The organism is Lutimonas saemankumensis (assembly GCF_020171465.1).
In the GTDB taxonomy this organism is placed as follows: Bacteria; Bacteroidota; Bacteroidia; order Flavobacteriales; family Flavobacteriaceae; genus Lutimonas; species Lutimonas saemankumensis.
Window position 1 is genome coordinate 441,014 of record NZ_JAIUZR010000003.1, and the last position, 17,070, is coordinate 458,083.

Genomic DNA, 17,070 nt, shown 5'->3' on the forward strand with positions numbered 1-17,070 from the left:
CTGATCAGAGACCATGAATAAAACAAGCAAAAATATAATCATCCTTTTCTCAATTGGTACCATCATTTTTATAATCGGCAGCTGGTATTTCAACCAGTTCCAATATGAAGGGCTCAATGATGCAGTACAGCAATTTCTGATTTTCCAGCTTTATGCGTTTGTATTGGGAGGGGCTAATATTTTTTTCTTTAATTATCTGGAGTCTCGTAAATGGGCAGAAGGAACAACATTGCTAAGGATTCTGGCGGGATTACTAGGTTCTTTACTTATTACCATAGTAGGGCTTTTTATTGTGCGTATGTCAATTGCGCTGATCTTCCAGGATCTGAGTTTTGCAGAGTATATTGCAGACGAACAATTTGGAAATTTTAAGTTTGGTATTTGGTCCACTTTAACGGTTGTCATCTTTTTTCATGTCATTTATTTTTATAATAAGTATCAGAAAAAGAAAGTCAAGGAATCTCAAATTGTGGCAAAAAACCAAACTGCCAGATTTGAATCCTTGAAGAATCAGCTGGATCCTCATTTTTTATTCAACAGTTTAAATGTACTTACATCCCTGATAGGCGAGAATCCGGAACAGGCAGAAAAGTTTACGACTAAACTTTCCAAGGTTTACCGATATGTTCTGGAGCAAAAGGATAAGGACCTCACTTCGCTTTCAGACGAACTTAAGTTTGCAAAATCCTATATGGAACTTTTGAGAATGCGATTTGAAGATGCCGTTGATTTTGAAATTCTTCAGGCCCCCAGTGATTCGGAGCTTAAAATTATTCCTCTGTCGTTACAGTTATTGCTCGAAAATGCCGTGAAGCACAATGTAATCACAACCGAGCAGCCATTAAAAATAAAAATTTATGAGGACAGGGGTTTTCTAATCGTTGAGAATACTTTAAATCCAAAGGCATCACTTGAGAAAAGTACCAAGGTAGGATTGAACAATATCAAGCAACGCTATGAACTTGTTTCTTCAAATAAAGTAAGTATAGAGAATAATAACAAAAAATTCAGGGTAAAATTACCCCTGCTAAATCAGAAAATAAAAGTAATGAGAACCGAATATTTAGACGAAAGTGCAAAGTACCTGCGTGCGAAAAAGAAAGTGGAGGACTTAAAGGGTTTCTATGGGAGCCTTACGGCATACTTTATTGTGATTCCCTTTTTAATCTTCATTAATTATCAAACTTATTGGCAATTCAAATGGTTTTGGTTTCCGATGCTTGGCTGGGGACTGGGATTGATTTTACAGGCGCTAAATGTGTTTGGTTTGAGAGGAGACTGGGAAGAAAGAAAAATAAGAGAAATCATGGAAAAAAACAGAAAATATTAAATCGTATAAAATGGAAGAAGATAAAAACAAACTGAACGAGGAGTACTTAAGAGCCTCGGCAAGATTAGATGAATTAAAAGGTTTTTACTCTAATTTGGCGGCATACGTGTTAATAATACCTTTTTTGATTCTGGTGAACTATATGACCTATTGGGATTATAAATGGTTTTGGTTCCCTATGATTGGATGGGGGATTGGAGTAGCCATTCATGCCCTGGTAACTTTTGTGCTGGGTAATGATTGGGAAAGAAGGAAGATTAAGGAATTAATGGAGAATGATAAATTTAAATAATCATGGAAAATAATTTTACAGAGGAGGAAAGATACAGAAGGGCTGAAAAAAGGGTCAAAGAGATAAAGGGTTTTTACTGGCATTTGTTCTGGTACCTTGCCGTGAATATATTTTTGACATTTGGCGGTACGATAAGGGCTTTATTTACTGAAGGAACATTTGAATTTACTAATTTCAATTTTGGAAACCTTTCGGTTTGGTTCTTTTGGGGCATCGGTATCGTAGGGCATTGGTTACACGTATTTGGAATGAACATATTTTTTTCCAAAAACTGGGAAGAACGAAAGATTAAGGAATATATGGACAAGGACAAATTTGACTAAAAACAATTAATTCTATGATAAAGGTAATTATAATTGAAGATGAAAAACCATCCGCAAGAAGGCTGGGAAGAATGCTGTCGGGACTTAATATCCAAGCACAGGCCATGTTGCATTCGGTCAGGGAATCGGTGGAATGGTTTAAAACAAATGAGCACCCTGACCTTATCTTACTCGATATTCAGCTATCGGATGGGTTATCATTTGAAATATTTGAAGAGGTCGAGGTGAACAGTGCCATAATCTTTACAACCGCCTATGACGAGTATGCCCTAAAAGCCTTTAAGCTGAATAGTATCGATTATTTATTAAAGCCTATTGATGATGAGGAGCTGGAAGTTGCCATCGAAAAATTTAAAAGCAATCAACCTGAAAAACACGATTTAATGGTTGATATAAATCAAATTAAAAAACTCCTTGTGAACCCTTTGGAAAGAGAGTATAAAAGCAGGTTTACCATCAAGGTAGGGCAGCATTTAAGGGTTGTGGATACAAGTGATATTGAATGTTTCTACAGTGATCAAAAAGCTACTTACTGCCATACGAATCAAGGCAAAAATTATTTGATGGATTTTAGTCTTGAACAAATTGATGATAAATTGGACCCCTCGAAGTTTTATCGCGTAAACAGAAAGTTCCTGATTCATATGGAAGCTATCTCAGATATCATCTCATACACAAACAGCCGGCTTCAGATAAAACTAAACCATTTTAATGAACAGGAAATCGTCGTGAGCAGGGAAAGGGTGAAAGATTTTAAAAACTGGCTCGAGTGATTTGAATTTTAACTATTCCTGTTTTTCAAAAAAGCTGAATATATTGCTGCCATACTTTCTTTGTTGTGTAAGTCTTTTATCTTTTGACAGATCTGTGTTTTTGCTGTGTTCAATAATTAAGGACCCATTCTCATTCAAAAGATCCCTGTCAAAAACAAGATCTACAAGTTTTTGAAACTTGTTTTGTTCCAGGTCATATGGCGGATCAGCAAAAATCAGATCAAATTTCTGGTTGTTTCGTTCAAGAAATTTGAAGGCATCACTTTTTATGGTTGTTAGATTAGTGTCAAGTTCATGGTTGGTACTTTCTAAAAACCTGACACAGGCATGATGTCCGTCAACAGCAGTAATGTCATCACAACCTCTTGAGGCGAATTCGAAACTAATACTCCCGATACCGGCAAAAAGGTCAAGAACCTTTAAATCTTCTATAAAATATTTATTATTCAGAATATTGAATAATGCTTCTTTGGCCATGTCAGTCGTTGGTCGGACCGGCAAATGCTTCGGGGCGATAATTCTTCTTCCTTTAAGCCTTCCTGAAACAATTCTCATTAATACTGATTTAGCAAAGTAAAATGCCTTCTTTTAGACGCGTCATCTATTTGTGAAGGAAATCGAAATTCAGACCTGTTTTCGATAAGGCTGACTTTTCTGATGTAGTTATAAGCAATTTTGTACAAATCACTATTGGTATTAATATTTCCTACCAAAATAAACTCAAACTCTTCAGGATTTAACTTCAACTGCTCAGCCGTAAACAAAACGTAGTAAATAAAATCTTCCTTATTCTTGAATTTAAAACTATTCTGGAACAAAAGTTTATTACCGGCAACAACTACCAATTCAAATTGATCCTCTCGAATATGAGCAAACATATGCGGGTGTTCGCTATACCTGTAAGTATTTAGTATATTGTTGACAAGAATAGTGGTAAAATGTTTATATTCAAAACTTCCAAAGCGCTCCAAAAGAAAATTATTAACGTTAACAAAAGGGATATAAACATTGATCATGTCATGGTTATCCAGTTCGTCATATACTATGTAATCGTTGGTAAACGTCTTGGAAGAAAATTTGAGATAATCCCTGATCCGTTCTTTGTCAAACAGGGATCTGGGTACCAGTTCTGACAATTGATTGACGTGGGTAACATTAACAGAACCATACCTTTTTTGAAGATGTCTTTCTGTCTTAAAGATCGATTCTACTTTTTGAAGTAATTTTTCAGGGGTCGATACTGCATCCTGAAAGGGAATATACTTCAGTTTTTCAATCTGTTTTTCAATTCTATGTATTATACAAAATGAAAATCCATCCAAACTAATTTGGATGGATAAATGTTTTTCATGAAGATTGTTAAAATCTAATGAGGTATTAGTCTTCTGTTTCTTCTTTAACTCCATCGTAGAAAGGCGGCCAGTTACCATTTGAATTTACATCTTCCAGTGAGCCTACAGCAATGTATTCACCAGGAACATTGATACCACCTAAAGCTTCTTTTTCCTGACGGATAAGGTCTTTGTCCATTCCATCCAATACGACTGCTTTATCCACTTTAGCTTCAAACACAGAGGCTTTCACGCCCTGAACCTTCTCAACTGATCCTGTTTTCAGTTCGAATTTAGCGTCTGTACCAGGAACATTCATCATTTCTTTATAATTTCTACCCTCGAAGGAATTTCTCACCATCTCAAACCCTACAGTATCCACAACTCTCTTTTCCACATCGATAGTAATTCTACCTCGCTGTTCGGTAACAACAATATTTTTCACTTCAGTAATCGCAAATGAGTCATTTTCAATAAAATTGACCAGGTCCTGATACTTATCTGTGAATTTTCTATTCACTGAAGCATAAGCCAGTTCAGCATCTCTAATCGTTTTAAGATTTTCAATGACAAGGGCGTAACGTTTCTTTTTTTCTTTGTTGAAATTGATAGGCGTCATAATACTTTGGTAAATCTGATAACCAAAATAGACGATAACCACCCACAAAGCAACTGAAACTAAGGGCTTCAACTTGGCTGGTAACTTATTTACAATTAAGTATGCTAATCCTCCAACGACAAGAATAGATACTATAATTATTAAAATTGACATCATTTTGTTGTTTATTTTAAATTACGATTATGGCAAATCTACAAAAATTTTTCAATCAGGAAAGTAATATTTTTAGATATTCTGCTAATTTTTTGAAGGTTTTCGGGGCTCTTAAAGTGTTGTCAGATTTAGCTTTAAGAACTTAATATGAACTTATGTTTTTATGTATAAAATGAAACCACTTAACTGATGATCTCTAGTATATTCTATTTATGTTTGTAGTGGCTGAAGTAAAGTCGTCTAGGAGAAATGAAGAAAACAAATATTAATCTTTACAAAGATCTTCTTCAAGGATTTGGATTTGATCCAACTATGAAGCAGAACCTTTTACTAAAGGATCTTTCAGACTTTGTCCTGAGTGGAAAGCGTTTCAGTTTATTTCTGATCAAGGGATACGCCGGCACAGGAAAAACAACGGTTATAAGCGCCCTGGTTAATCACCTTAACTCTTCTGGTTTTAAGTCAGTGCTGCTTGCTCCAACAGGAAGGGCAGCAAAAGTCATGAGTTCTTATTCAAATAAAACTTCCTTAACCATTCATAAAAAGATCTATTATCCTAAAAATGAACTCGGGGCCGGCCTGAATTTTACACTTCAGCAAAACAAACACAGAAATACAATTTTTGTTGTAGATGAGTCATCAATGATACCGGATGGAAGCTTGGATGGAACTATGTTTGGCACCCGATCATTGTTACATGATTTAATGACTTATGTTTATTCGGGCAGAAACTGTAAACTCATTTTAGTGGGCGATACGGCTCAGCTTCCTCCTGTAAATATGGATTTAAGCCCGGCACTTGATAAAGATCATCTGGAATCTGCATTCAGTATGGAGGTACATACCGTTGAGCTTGATGAGGTAATGAGACAACACAAAGACTCAGGTATATTATTTAATGCTTCAAGAATTCGGGATTTTTCCTCTCAGTATAAGCTTAATGAATTTAAATTCAATCTTAATTTTAATGACGTCGAGCGGTTGACGGATCGATACGATATACAGGATGCGATTTTTTCAGCCTACAGTGAGGGGTTAGATAAAACGGTATTTATCGTGAGATCCAACAAGAGAGCTAATCTGTACAATCAGGAGATCAGAAAGAACGTACTGGGTTATGACGGAGAACTTGCTTCCGGAGATTTTGTTATGGTGGTCAGGAATAATTATTTCTGGTTGAAAGATGCACCAAAGGTAGGCTTTATAGCAAATGGAGATATTTGTGAAGTTCTCGAGATCTTTCGATTCAAAGATCTTTATGGTTTCCGTTTTGCAGAAGTAAAGGTCCGTCTTGTAGATTATGAAGATGAACCTCCCTTTGAGGCCGTTTTATTGCTGGATACTTTGCATAGTAACAGCCCCTCTCTTACCATGAAAGAAGGAAATAAACTGTTCCAGGCCGTTGCTGAGGACTATGCCCAGGAAAGATCAAAATATAAAAGGTTACAAATGATTAAGTCAAACAAATATTTTAACGCTCTTCAGGTTAAATTTTCCTATGCCCTCACTTGTCACAAAACACAGGGAGGACAGTGGGAGAATGTATTTGTTGAGCAGCCCTATTTACCTGAAGGAGAAGATAATTCGTACCTTAGATGGCTGTATACTGCCGTGACCCGTGCACAGAAAAAATTATTTTTAATTGGTTTTAAGGATTCATACTTTGAAAATTGTTAAATATCTTACGGCGCTTACGCTTTTGGTTTTTGTCAGCTGTTCGGTTACCAGAGAACTTGATAAACAACTTGATTCGGTTGATGAGGGCAATTCTTTTTTTCAGGGTGTTGTCGTTGCCGAAGCAGAAAGTGGTAAAATAATTATTAACCATAACGGTAAAAAGTATTTTACACCAGCATCTAATGTTAAAATTTTTACTTTATACGCGGCCTTAAGCTCGATCAAGGATACGATTCCTACTTTTGATTATTCTATTACCAATGATTCCCTTGTTCTAAGAGGCACCGGTCATCCTTTGTTTCTGGTAGATTCATTAAATGAAAAGGCTTTATCCTTTTTGAATAGCAGTGAGGAAAGGCTTTACCTATCGGATATTTCAATCGAGGATCGCATTTTTGGGCCCGGATGGTCATGGGAAGATTATTCTTATTCCTACATGCCCGAAAGGAGTATTTTTCCAATGTATTCAAACTTGTTATCGGTAGAAAGGAAAGGTGCCGAGATAAAAGTTGTACCTGAATTATTGAATGAAAAATTAAATTTCTCCGGTCAGCAGAGAATTTCACGTGATTCTGAAAGCAATGATTTTTATTTTCCGGATCATGGAGATTTCAAGAGTTTGATTCCGTTTAAGACTTCACTGCAGCTTTCAGCTGACATGCTGGGAGAGATATTGAATAAGAAAGTTATACTTATTCCAGAGGATAAGGGACGCGAATACAATTCGTTGAAGGAAATTCCGAATGACACCTTATACAGCCGAATGATGTATGAATCAGATAATTTTATTGCCGAACAATTGCTGTTGCGTATTGGATATGAAACTTCTTTAAAATACAATTCCAGGGCAGCCATTGAATACGTCTTGAAAAACTACCTGAATGAAATTCCTCAACAGCCACGATGGGTGGATGGCTCGGGATTATCCAGGTATAATTTGTTTAGCCCGGAGAGCATTGTATATGTTTTGCACAAACTGTATCGTGAAACCTCTGAAGATAAACTTTCATTGTACTTCCCGGAGGGTGGAAGATCGGGAACCATAAAAAATGATTTTCCGGGTCAAAGTTATATCAGGGCTAAATCCGGTACTCTGTCAAACAATTACTCTTTATCCGGTTATTTAACTACCAGAAAAGGTAAGGTTTTGGTATTCAGTTTTATGAATAATCATTATAAGGGAAGTTCTGCAAACCGGAAAAAAGAGATGTCTGCATTTTTTAAGCACCTCTATGAGAAATATTGATAAAAGTTAATAGATCATGAGTTCGCGCAAAATGCAAGACCATTTTGGTATCATTCATAAATGATTCTTTCCTCTGCATCGAACCAGGATCTGTACATGGGTAAATGAATTTTTTCAACCTGAGTCCTTTTAATCTTCAGCGTTGGTGTTAAAAGCCCATTTTCAACAGACCAGTCTTCTTTCATGATGACTGCCTTTTCAATTTTCTCATGCTTTTCAAGCTGTGGGTTGATTTCAAGTATTGATTGAAGTAAGCTTTCATTAAGCTCTGATTTACTTTTTATTTTTCCTAGCTCAGAAGGTATTACCAGCATAATAGGCTGTGGGATTCCCATGCCTACAATACAAACCTGGCCAATATCTGTATTCTTTGATAGTTCCAGTTCAATTGGAGCCGGGGAAATGTATTTTCCTTTATCCGTTTTAAATTGATCTTTCGCTCTGCCGGTAATTGTCAGGAATCCGTCATGGTCATATTCACCAATGTCACCTGTTCTTAAATAACCATCCTTATCAAATGACTTGGCAGTTTCTTCAGGGTTTTTGAAATATCCGAGCATCAGAGAGTTGTTTTTTACACAAATTTCTCCTATTTCAGATAATTTGGCCTGGGCACCATGGGTAAATTTTCCTACGGTTCCAATTTTGTTTCTTCCGGGAAGGTTGCAATGGGAAATTATACAATCCTCAGTCATGCCATAGGCCTGAATAATTTCAATCCCCAGTTTTTTATACCATTTCATGATATTTACCGACAATGGGGCGGCTCCTGAGGCTATATATTTTGCTTTGGAAAGCCCGAGTTTTGATTTAATCTTCTTCTTAAGTACATTGTTCAGAATTGGAATATTTAATACGACATTCAACCTTTTCTGAGGAAGCCCTTCCAGTATTTTTTCCCTGAATTTCGCATAGATCCTGGGGACAGCAAAAAACAAATCAGGTTGTGTCGCTTCAAGGTCCTGGGGAAAAGTTTCTAAAGAATCCGGAAAGGACAGATTACCTCCCATATAAATGGCGGAAGTTTCTAACCCTACTCTTTCTGCTATGTGTGAAAGAGGTAAGTACGAGAAATAACTTGGATGCTCAACTACCGATAGGGTTCTGAATAAATTATAGGCCGCATTTGCAAAATTTTCATGACTGTGCATCACTCCTTTTGGATTTCCTGTGGTCCCCGAAGTATAAATGATCGTAATCAAGTCTTTTGGGTTTGGCAGTTGAACATCTTTGAGGGGTTCGTTGAGGCCTGTAAGGGATTCCCAGGTTTCCTCTTCAATGATACCATATTTCTCGACACTGATTTTAGGAATATTCTTAAAGGCGCCTTTTTGAGAATCCCAATCATCTAACTTACATATAATAACCATTTTAGATTCACTATGCTCAACAACTGGTTGAAGTGACTCTTCGTTCAGTGTAGGGTAAAGTGGTACCGAAACATGTCCACTCATCATGATGGCGAGATCAGCTAAAACCCAATAATCGCAGTTACGTGATAACAATGCAATATTACTTTGTGGGGGGAAATTCTTTTTAGCTATGGCGGCGGCCATCTTCCTGATTTCCTGTCCACTTTGTTTAAAACTCCAGGTATCTTTTTTCCCTTTGTGAAATTGTTTTAAGAATATTTGATCCGGGCACGCTTCTTCCCAATAAAGAAAAGCTTCAAGAGGTGTTTTAAATTGTTTCATTGTTGATCGATACGGGTTTTGTGATTACAAGATAGAAAAAATCCATAAGATTTCTTGGGAACAGGACTAATCAGGAATTAATTGTATTTGATATAAAATCTATGATCTGACTCACATCTGAATTATAGTCAAACCAGGTGATTTCTTTATCTCTTCTAAACCAGGTGCCTTGTCTTTTAGCAAACCTTCTTGTGTTTTTTTTAATTTCTTCTATAGCCAAATCCAAACTGATTTTACCATCAAAGTGATCAAACAATTCCCTGTAGCCCACGGTCTGCAGGGCATTTAGATGTTTGTGTTTGAAAAGATCTCGCGCTTCATCCACCAATCCCGACTGGATCATCATATCAACTCTTTGATTTATTCTGTCATACACTAATTCCCGGTCTGCAGAAAGACCAATTTTAATGTTTGTGAAAGGCCTTTGTTTTTTGGTGATACCGAGATAATGTGAATAGGGCTTTCCCGAACCAATGCTCACTTCCAGGGCGCGGATCAATCTTTGCTTGTTCTCAAGATCGATTCGTTCGTAAGATTTTTGGTCCAGTTTTTTAAGGTCTTTCTGAAGCGATTCGATGCCTTCTTTTTCTAATCTTTTTTTTAAGTCTGATCTTATTCGGGGATCAGTATCTGGAAAGTCATCCAGTCCCTTGGTAACGGCGTCAACATAAAGTCCGCTACCTCCCACCATGATAACCACATCATACTTGTCAAATAGTTGAGACAGCTTTTGTAATGCATCTCTCTCAAAGGCACCAACACTGTAGTCTTCAAAAATGGATCTGTTTTGAATGAAGTGATGTTTCACCGTTTGTAGCTCTTCCAATGTGGGGACGGCGGTTCCGATTGTCATCTCTTTGTAAAATTGTCTCGAATCACAAGAAATTATTTCTGTTTGAAAAGTTTGGGCCAAAAGAATGCTCAACCTGGTTTTTCCAATTCCTGTAGGGCCTACAATTGAGATGAGATATTTACCTTTCATGTTGGGATCAAAAATAGAGAAAATAATCCCATTTAGGCATGAATTTAAGGAATTCGGAACTATTTGGAAATTGCAATAATTGAATTAATCAAACGTTTCATAATCACTAAGATCAAGTGTATTATTGTTTTAGATTATGTTAAAAAAATTCTATTTATTGTTTTTTTTAATCTTTGTTACTCCATTTGTTTGGTCTCAAAAGATTGAATTAACAGGAAATGGTATTGAAATTGCCACTGACGGATCCAATTTTCCTTCCACCACTGATCTAACCAAATATATAAACGTACCTCCGGGGAACTTCGAGGATCACGTATTTACAATAAAAAATGAGGAGAAGAAAGAAAAAATAGAAATTGTTAGTATTACTTCGAGTGCATCTGAATTTGTTGTTGTTAATAATCTCTTCGAACTGGAAAAAAAAGAAGAAGGAAGTTTCCTTGTAAAATTTCAACCCTTTAACACGGGTTTGGTGAGCTCTCAAATAACAATTACTGTTAAAAAGAAAAATAAAGAAAAGACATATACCTTCAATATTAGTGGAAGTGATACTGATCAGCCTGACCCTGCTGATCTCATGATTACTCAATATTATGAAAATAACAATCAGGATTTCATCGAAATAAAAAATTTGTCAGAAAAGAATATTAAGGGTAAAACTTATTATCTGGTCCATTACGGATCAAAGGATAAACTAACTGATGCTCCGAAGAGAGGGAGGCACGTTGAAATCAAATTGCTTCCTAATGAGGTAAAGGTTTACAAAAGCTTCGATTTAAAGGGAAATGATATCGTCCTGATATCAACCCGTAAGGATAAAGACTGTTTTGAAAACAGAATAGACCTAATAGGAAAGCAAAATGAATTCTGGGGACAGTCATTATCCCTTAGCAAAGGAGCATGTGCCAGTGAATCTCCTCACAAGGATTTTGACCCGGTCAACTGGGTTGAGCTAAGTATTCAAGAGGTAGATGATTCTTCTTCAAATCAGAATATTCATATTGGGGTCTATCAGGAAGGTCCAGTTATCTGGGATGGATCAAAATGGCTTGAAAATGATATTCCGGACAGAACCAGAACTGCCATCATTAATGGAAGATATATTACAGATAATGGTGACATTGAGGCCTGTAATTTAGTTGTGAATGCTGAATTGAATTTGAGGAGTGCAGTGCAAGGAAGTTCTGAGACACGTTCGGTGATTTTGTATGGTGATCTAAGGATCGATGAGGCCTTAGGTACTTTCAAACTAGGAGACAAGATGTCTCTTGTGATGTATGATGATGAGGCTGAAATTACAGGAGAAATAATAAAATATGAGAGATCTACAAGTTTGAACAGTCAATTTGATTTTACGTATTGGAGCTCCTCAGTAGCAGCTGCCAGAGTTGAAGATGTTTTTTCAGGAGTTCGACCAGGAAGAATTTATTATTTTGATCAATCCAGGTCAACTTCTTCAGATCCGGATAATGATCCCGACGGAACATTTTGGAATGTTTGGGTTCCTGCTGCTGGTGAAATGAAACCTGGAAGAGGATATGCTTCTGAAGCAAGCGATACATCCGATAACAGGCATTTGGTAAGTTTTAGGGGACAACCCAATAACGGGGTAATCATAGAACAAATACACTTTAATGATGATGATGATTTGGACAATGATTTTAATATGATTGGAAATCCCTACCCCTCAGCTATAGACATTGATCTGTTTTTTGATCAAAATAGTACGATCATTGACCCGGTTATTTATTTATGGACACATTCTACACCAGTTTCTGAACAGACCGGTGATTACTCATTTGATGATTACGCTACCTACAATAGGACGGGAGGAACGGGTGTAGGTAATGGGCCAGTTCCTTCAAACAACATTGGTTCCGGTCAAGGTTTTTTGGTGAGGGCAATGAAGTCCGGGGAAGTAAAATTTAACAATGCGATGAGATTGAAAAACAAAAATGATCAGTTTTTCAAAATGCGAAATGTTAAACATAGAAATAAAATAATAGAAAAAGACCGGATATGGCTCAACCTAACCACTGACCAAGGGGGCTTTAACCAATTGCTCATCGGTTTTGTAGAAGGGGCAACTTCTGAATTTGACAGGGGTTTTGATGCTATAAAGAATCAAAAGGCCAATAAAATTGGATTTTATTCCACTCTTGATGATCATAAACTTGCTATACAGGGGTTTGAAACTTTTAGTTCGGGCAAAGTGGTACAATTAGGCTTTGACACCAGGGTTGAAAACAGAAATTACACCATAAGTATTGGTAATACAGAGGGAAAGCTCAAAAGAGCAGAAATAATCCTTACGGATCATTACTTAGGTTTAAGTCATAATTTGAAGGAAGGAGATTACGTTTTTAGTCAGAAGGAATCAGGTTCTTTTCCCGGGAGATTTAGTATAAGTCTGAAATCGCAACCAATCGTTGTCCCTATAGAAACAATGGAAGAAAACGAAATCTATATTTACAATGAAGGGGATATATTTAGCATAGAATCACCCATTCAAGTTCAAACTTTCTTGATGTATGATATTCAGGGCAGAGAACTATTAAAACATCATCCGAATAAAAGATCATTTGAAGTAGCAAATTCCAAATCAAAAAAAGGGGAAGTTTTATATCTTCAGATCATTGGCCAGGATCAAACTGTTAGAAGAAAAAAAATATATAAACACTAGGTTTATAATTCCTCTCCGCATTTGTAACAATATTTGGCGTCATCTTTATGATTATCGGCAGAGCAGGAAGTGCAGGAATTCGTGTTCATATCAATAGTTTCACCTTTTCCTCTAACCATTTCAACACTAACGATACCTGTCGGAATTGCTATGATTCCGTAACCTAAAATCATGACAAGGCTGGCCATTAATTGTCCGAAAGCTGTCTGAGGTGCAATATCACCATATCCAACTGTGGTTAGCGTAACAATTGCCCAATAAATACTTCTGGGAATACTGGTAAATCCACTCGTATCACCTTCAATCAGATACATTAAAGTACCGATGATAACACAGATGATCAGTACCGCTGAAATAAATACGAATATTTTGTAACGAGAGGCTATAAGGGCCTTTCCAAGATTTTGAGTAGCTCCCACAAATCGGACGAGTTTCAGGATCCTGAAAATACGCAACAGCCTCAACGCTCTTAATGCAACAAGGGCATGGGCTCCTCCTAAAAACAGGGATATATATTTTGGAATGGTCGACAATAAATCAATGATCCCGTAAAAGCTTAAAATGTAAGACCTTGGTTTTTTTACCGTAATGATTCTCAAAATGTATTCAATGGTGAACAAAATGGTAATCACCCATTCTGAAATGTCAAAGAATTGATGATACTTAGCATCCAATTCCTTGACACTTTCAAGCATCACAAGAATGATACTGAAAATAATGGCAACAATGAGGATAAGGTCAAAATATTTACCAGCACGGGAATCCGCCTCATAGATTATTTCATGCCACTTGTCTCTCCAATTATTTGTTGTCTGGTTTTTTTTCAAGAACCGGAAGTTTTGGTTAAAGATATTAAACTATTATTAGTTTTAATTATTTCCTTAAACATTTCCTTTAGATACTTGTATTTTTCAGCATTATATACGGGATAATTAAGCTGAAGATTTGAATAAATTAGAATTTCATTTTCCTTCTGGGAAAAAACCGCTTTATAGAATCCACCATTGTTCGGCAGCCTCTTTATAACTTCCTTAGGCATGGATTTTACAACGTATCCTTCTGGTAATCGAATGGATGTTTTGGTAACATCATTTAATTTATAGCCAAAATTTACAGGATAGTTCCTATTTTCCAGTTGGAAGGGATTATTTTCATATCTGTATAAAAAGGGGTTCAGGAAGGTTTCCTCGCCAATATTTTGATTCATCTCTGCCTCAATTTCAAATTTCTCAACAAAGATGGAATCAAGATTTGAAAGGTTTTGATTTCGGTATTTGTCAATAAATATATCCGAATCCTCATACCCAAGGAATTCGAGCAGATCATCTTGTGGAACTTCTGCGGCCCTTTGTCTTCTGTAGGAAGCATCGTATCCTTTACTTTTAATGGTTACCTCGCCGGAGAGTAACCCTTCTTCATCCATTTTCAGTTTAATTTCACGAAGTTCCATTGATTCCACCTTAGGGTTGGTCGTCAGCCAGTAACTTCCATTTTCAAAATCGAGAACACGCCCAACGCCGTTTAATGTTTTAAACGGTGTCTGCCCAAAGGTGACATATTTATCAGAGGCATCAAGTAAAATCTTATTTTCATTGATTTCAACCACTGCCAAGGCATAATTAAAGTCATTCAAAACAGGATGTTGCTTGGTTGGAACTCCATTATCTCTTGTTGAAATAAGCATAGGGTGGGACTTCAGCCCGGCTGCCTTTAAGGCATTGACCAAAGCCAGGTTGATTTCGGCTACCGAACCTGCCTTTTCCTCATAGGCTTTTTTTACCCTCACATCAGAATAAGGGTTCCTGGAATCACTATTTAAGCTAAAATGGTCCTGGATGTGGTAAAATACCACCATGGCCCGGTCATTATCGTCTTTAATTTTCAGAATTTCTTTAGGGATTAGCTTTTTAAAGCTACTCTGCAGTTTTAATTGTTTTCCAACACTTTGTTCCTCCTTAAGAACTTTGTCTGCTTCCGACCAGGTGGTGGTGTATTCCTTTATACTTCCGTCTGGGCGATTCACACGAGATAGCTCAAATTCGATCTTGGCAATGTGGTTCTTTTTTGCCGTACTGTACTTTTCTTCCAGTTTAAATGCCGGTATATTGGTCATTGTATAGGTTAAATTCTCGCAACTTGCTTTTGCTCCTCTTATTTCATAACAATGGTTTATTACTTCCGATTTATTTTCAGTAAGCCTTAAGGATCCGTTCAGATGTCGGTTATAATTCCAGAATCCCGGAATTATCGCATGAAATTGACTATAAACCTTGGGGATATCAGATTGAAAATTCCAGCCTACCAAATTGTAATAGAATTCAGATTTTATGTCATATTGGTATTCAATCACACTTCCTGGCTTAAGATTTGGGAAGGTGAAAGTTACCTCATCATATAGGTCATTATAACTTTTTTCAAAGATTTGCTCAGGCTCTAAAACTGTTTTTTCGTAAGGAGCATTGTAAGTAATCGCCTTTAGATTTTTTAATCGTTCTTTGTCACCTGAACTACTTTTATACAAATAGATCTTTACAGTGCCATGATCATAACCTTTCTCATTAAAAATTTTAATTCTTTTGTAAATGGTATTGACAAAATAATGGTTGTAAGAACCATCTCCATGAAAACTTACATTGCTGTGTTCATAGAGAACCAAGGCATTTGCAGAAGGATCCCGTAGGTATTCCTTCATAGATATTTCTTCTGGTTTGGCTTTTCCGAATTCATAGGGTAGGTTAGTTTGTTTTTGTGCTTGGGCATTTTGTAAAATTACCAACAAGACAAGGATTGATAGCTTTTTCAACAATTTTGGATTTTAAAGTTTGATTAAAAAATGGAACGATTAAAAGTCGTTAAAAGTATCTTAAAAGCCAAGAGAATTGTTCAGAAACGAATGATTTGTTCCACCCGATTCGAAGCGAGGTATTTTTTTACAATTGCATTGTGAACCGCAGATTTTTTACTGCTGATTATCAGTTGTTTCAAGACGGTCAAATTATTAAACTGGTGCCTGAGTTCGGCATAGGCATATCCTTGATATTGATTGTTTTCAATTAAAACAATTGATTTTTCTCCTTCATTTCGGCCCTTATCAATCAATATCATGTTTTCATGATTGAAAGAAACCCATTTATAATCAATTTTTTTAGTTCGGTTAAATCTTGGCCTATGCTGTGATAAGGCCTCTTCGAATTTGAGCCGGGTCAAAAGATCGCTTCCTGTAAGTTCAAAAGTTACCGAGCTCAATTCCCTGACCATGGACCTGGATCGATTCGAAGTTTTTAAAAATAAATGATTAACCGAACTTTGGATATTTTTTCCTTTTCCCACGTAAAAAACTTCTCCATTGTATTTGTGAAAAAAGAATAATCCAGAGGAAGAAGGTATCCCCTCCAGCAATTTCAATTGCTTTTCAGAGAGATCTCTTTGATTTCCCTCTTTTATTGTTTTTTTAACAATGAGCTTTTCTCTGTCTTTCTGAAGCAGAATTTCAAAAAGTTTCAAGGTCGCCAGGGCGTCTCCATTGGCCCGATGCCTGTCACTTACGGGTATTCCTATCGTTCTGCATAATTTGCCAAGGCTATAAGATTCCAGGTCCGGAATTAGTTTTTTACTGAGTTCAACGGTACAAAGCGTTGGCATCTCAAAATCATATCCGAGTCTGGAAAATTCATTTCGAATCACCCTGTAATCAAAACTGCTATTGTGGGCCACAAGTATACAGCCTTCCAGAATTTCAATCAACCTCTTGGCTATTTCGTAAAATTTTGGGGCATTTCGGAGCATTTTATTGTTTATACCTGTAAGATTTGCCACAAAAGGCTGAATTTCTCTTTCAGGGTTGATCAAACTGATAAAAGTATCTGTAATATCAATGCCATCAAATCGATGAATTGCGATCTCTGTAATTCCTTCTTCATTGAATTTTCCTCCCGTCGTCTCTACATCTATAATTGCAAAATCCATC

The 17,070-nt window shown here is 36.6% G+C and carries 15 protein-coding genes; 7 read left to right on the forward strand and 8 right to left on the reverse strand.

The genetic code is table 11. The annotated features are described in order from the left end of the window. Nucleotides 1-13 precede the first annotated feature (13 nt). Genes LCM02_RS03435 through LCM02_RS03450 form a run of 4 tightly spaced genes read left to right on the forward strand, consistent with a single transcriptional unit; the run spans nucleotide 14 to nucleotide 2,718 of the window. Nucleotides 14-1,330 (forward strand): 2TM domain-containing protein, encoded by a 1,317-nt coding sequence (locus tag LCM02_RS03435; RefSeq protein ID WP_224926926.1) that lies wholly within the window; start codon nucleotides 14-16, stop codon nucleotides 1,328-1,330. A 10-nt stretch (nucleotides 1,331-1,340) separates the two neighbouring features. Beyond that, on the forward strand, nucleotides 1,341-1,622 hold the full coding sequence (locus tag LCM02_RS03440) for a 2TM domain-containing protein (RefSeq protein WP_224926927.1): 282 nt from the start codon (nucleotides 1,341-1,343) through the stop codon (nucleotides 1,620-1,622). A 2-nt stretch (nucleotides 1,623-1,624) separates the two neighbouring features. Further along, nucleotides 1,625-1,945: a 2TM domain-containing protein gene (locus LCM02_RS03445; RefSeq protein ID WP_224926928.1), complete on the forward strand. Its 321-nt coding sequence runs from the start codon at nucleotides 1,625-1,627 to the stop codon at nucleotides 1,943-1,945. Nucleotides 1,946-1,962: 17 nt separating this feature from the next. Beyond that, nucleotides 1,963-2,718, forward strand: a complete 756-nt coding sequence (locus tag LCM02_RS03450; protein ID WP_224927774.1) for a LytR/AlgR family response regulator transcription factor — start codon at nucleotides 1,963-1,965, stop codon at nucleotides 2,716-2,718. A gap of 12 nt (nucleotides 2,719-2,730) precedes the next feature. Here LCM02_RS03450 and LCM02_RS03455 read toward each other — a convergent pair whose 3' ends face one another. From LCM02_RS03455 to LCM02_RS03465, 3 genes are read right to left on the reverse strand one after another with little or no spacing between them, the layout of a single operon-like run. Then, nucleotides 2,731-3,273 (reverse strand): RsmD family RNA methyltransferase, encoded by a 543-nt coding sequence (locus LCM02_RS03455; RefSeq protein ID WP_224926929.1) that lies wholly within the window; start codon nucleotides 3,271-3,273, stop codon nucleotides 2,731-2,733. Further along, nucleotides 3,273-4,148, reverse strand: a complete 876-nt coding sequence (locus LCM02_RS03460; RefSeq protein ID WP_224926930.1) for a DUF3822 family protein — start codon at nucleotides 4,146-4,148, stop codon at nucleotides 3,273-3,275. The genes LCM02_RS03455 and LCM02_RS03460 overlap by 1 nt, the downstream gene beginning before the upstream one ends. Then, complete coding sequence (locus LCM02_RS03465; protein ID WP_224926931.1) at nucleotides 4,096-4,824, reverse strand: hypothetical protein; 729 nt, start codon at nucleotides 4,822-4,824, stop codon at nucleotides 4,096-4,098. The genes LCM02_RS03460 and LCM02_RS03465 overlap by 53 nt, the downstream gene beginning before the upstream one ends. Before the next feature lie 246 nt (nucleotides 4,825-5,070). Between LCM02_RS03465 and LCM02_RS03470 the strand changes: the two genes are divergently transcribed. Together LCM02_RS03470 and LCM02_RS03475 are read left to right on the forward strand one after the other, a co-directional pair. Continuing rightward, entirely contained in the window at nucleotides 5,071-6,498 is a 1,428-nt protein-coding gene (locus LCM02_RS03470; protein ID WP_224926932.1) for an ATP-dependent DNA helicase, read from the forward strand. Then, nucleotides 6,485-7,744: a D-alanyl-D-alanine carboxypeptidase/D-alanyl-D-alanine-endopeptidase gene (locus tag LCM02_RS03475; RefSeq protein WP_224926933.1), complete on the forward strand. Its 1,260-nt coding sequence runs from the start codon at nucleotides 6,485-6,487 to the stop codon at nucleotides 7,742-7,744. The genes LCM02_RS03470 and LCM02_RS03475 overlap by 14 nt, the downstream gene beginning before the upstream one ends. A gap of 50 nt (nucleotides 7,745-7,794) precedes the next feature. Here the strand turns inward: LCM02_RS03475 and LCM02_RS03480 are convergent, their stop codons facing one another. Together LCM02_RS03480 and miaA are read right to left on the reverse strand one after the other, a co-directional pair. Beyond that, nucleotides 7,795-9,438, reverse strand: a complete 1,644-nt coding sequence (locus LCM02_RS03480; protein WP_224926934.1) for an AMP-binding protein — start codon at nucleotides 9,436-9,438, stop codon at nucleotides 7,795-7,797. 70 nt (nucleotides 9,439-9,508) lie between these two features. Then, a complete protein-coding gene (gene miaA / locus LCM02_RS03485) occupies nucleotides 9,509-10,420 on the reverse strand; it encodes a tRNA (adenosine(37)-N6)-dimethylallyltransferase MiaA (RefSeq protein WP_224926935.1) in 912 nt (303 codons plus the stop codon). A gap of 157 nt (nucleotides 10,421-10,577) precedes the next feature. Here miaA and LCM02_RS03490 point away from each other — a divergent pair, with 157 nt between their 5' ends. Continuing rightward, entirely contained in the window at nucleotides 10,578-13,103 is a 2,526-nt protein-coding gene (locus LCM02_RS03490; RefSeq protein ID WP_224926936.1) for a hypothetical protein, read from the forward strand. 2 nt (nucleotides 13,104-13,105) lie between these two features. Here LCM02_RS03490 and LCM02_RS03495 read toward each other — a convergent pair whose 3' ends face one another. The 3 genes from LCM02_RS03495 to LCM02_RS03505 form a co-directional block, all read right to left on the reverse strand. Next, on the reverse strand, nucleotides 13,106-13,930 hold the full coding sequence (locus LCM02_RS03495) for an ion transporter (protein ID WP_224926937.1): 825 nt from the start codon (nucleotides 13,928-13,930) through the stop codon (nucleotides 13,106-13,108). Then, the gene (locus LCM02_RS03500; protein WP_224926938.1) at nucleotides 13,927-15,906 is read right to left on the reverse strand and encodes a DUF3857 domain-containing protein; all 1,980 of its coding nucleotides are present in this window, start codon (nucleotides 15,904-15,906) and stop codon (nucleotides 13,927-13,929) included. Before LCM02_RS03500 ends, LCM02_RS03495 begins: the two co-directional genes overlap by 4 nt. A gap of 80 nt (nucleotides 15,907-15,986) precedes the next feature. Further along, entirely contained in the window at nucleotides 15,987-17,069 is a 1,083-nt protein-coding gene (locus LCM02_RS03505) for an exonuclease domain-containing protein (protein ID WP_224926939.1), read from the reverse strand. Between the last annotated feature and the right edge of the window lies 1 nt (nucleotide 17,070).

Bases quoted from the DNA above. Each gene is read 5' to 3' on its own strand.
- LCM02_RS03435 (WP_224926926.1), top strand. From the start codon at position 14: ATGAATAAAACAAGCAAAAATATAATCATCCTTTTCTCAATTGGTACC.
- LCM02_RS03440 (WP_224926927.1), top strand. From the start codon at position 1,341: ATGGAAGAAGATAAAAACAAACTGAACGAGGAGTACTTAAGAGCCTCG.
- LCM02_RS03445 (WP_224926928.1), top strand. From the start codon at position 1,625: ATGGAAAATAATTTTACAGAGGAGGAAAGATACAGAAGGGCTGAAAAA.
- LCM02_RS03455 (WP_224926929.1), bottom strand. From the start codon at position 3,273: ATGAGAATTGTTTCAGGAAGGCTTAAAGGAAGAAGAATTATCGCCCCG.
- LCM02_RS03460 (WP_224926930.1), bottom strand. From the start codon at position 4,148: ATGGTAACTGGCCGCCTTTCTACGATGGAGTTAAAGAAGAAACAGAAG.
- LCM02_RS03465 (WP_224926931.1), bottom strand. From the start codon at position 4,824: ATGATGTCAATTTTAATAATTATAGTATCTATTCTTGTCGTTGGAGGA.
- LCM02_RS03470 (WP_224926932.1), top strand. From the start codon at position 5,071: ATGAAGAAAACAAATATTAATCTTTACAAAGATCTTCTTCAAGGATTT.
- LCM02_RS03480 (WP_224926934.1), bottom strand. From the start codon at position 9,438: ATGAAACAATTTAAAACACCTCTTGAAGCTTTTCTTTATTGGGAAGAA.
- miaA (WP_224926935.1), bottom strand. From the start codon at position 10,420: ATGAAAGGTAAATATCTCATCTCAATTGTAGGCCCTACAGGAATTGGA.
- LCM02_RS03505 (WP_224926939.1), bottom strand. From the start codon at position 17,069: ATGGATTTTGCAATTATAGATGTAGAGACGACGGGAGGAAAATTCAAT.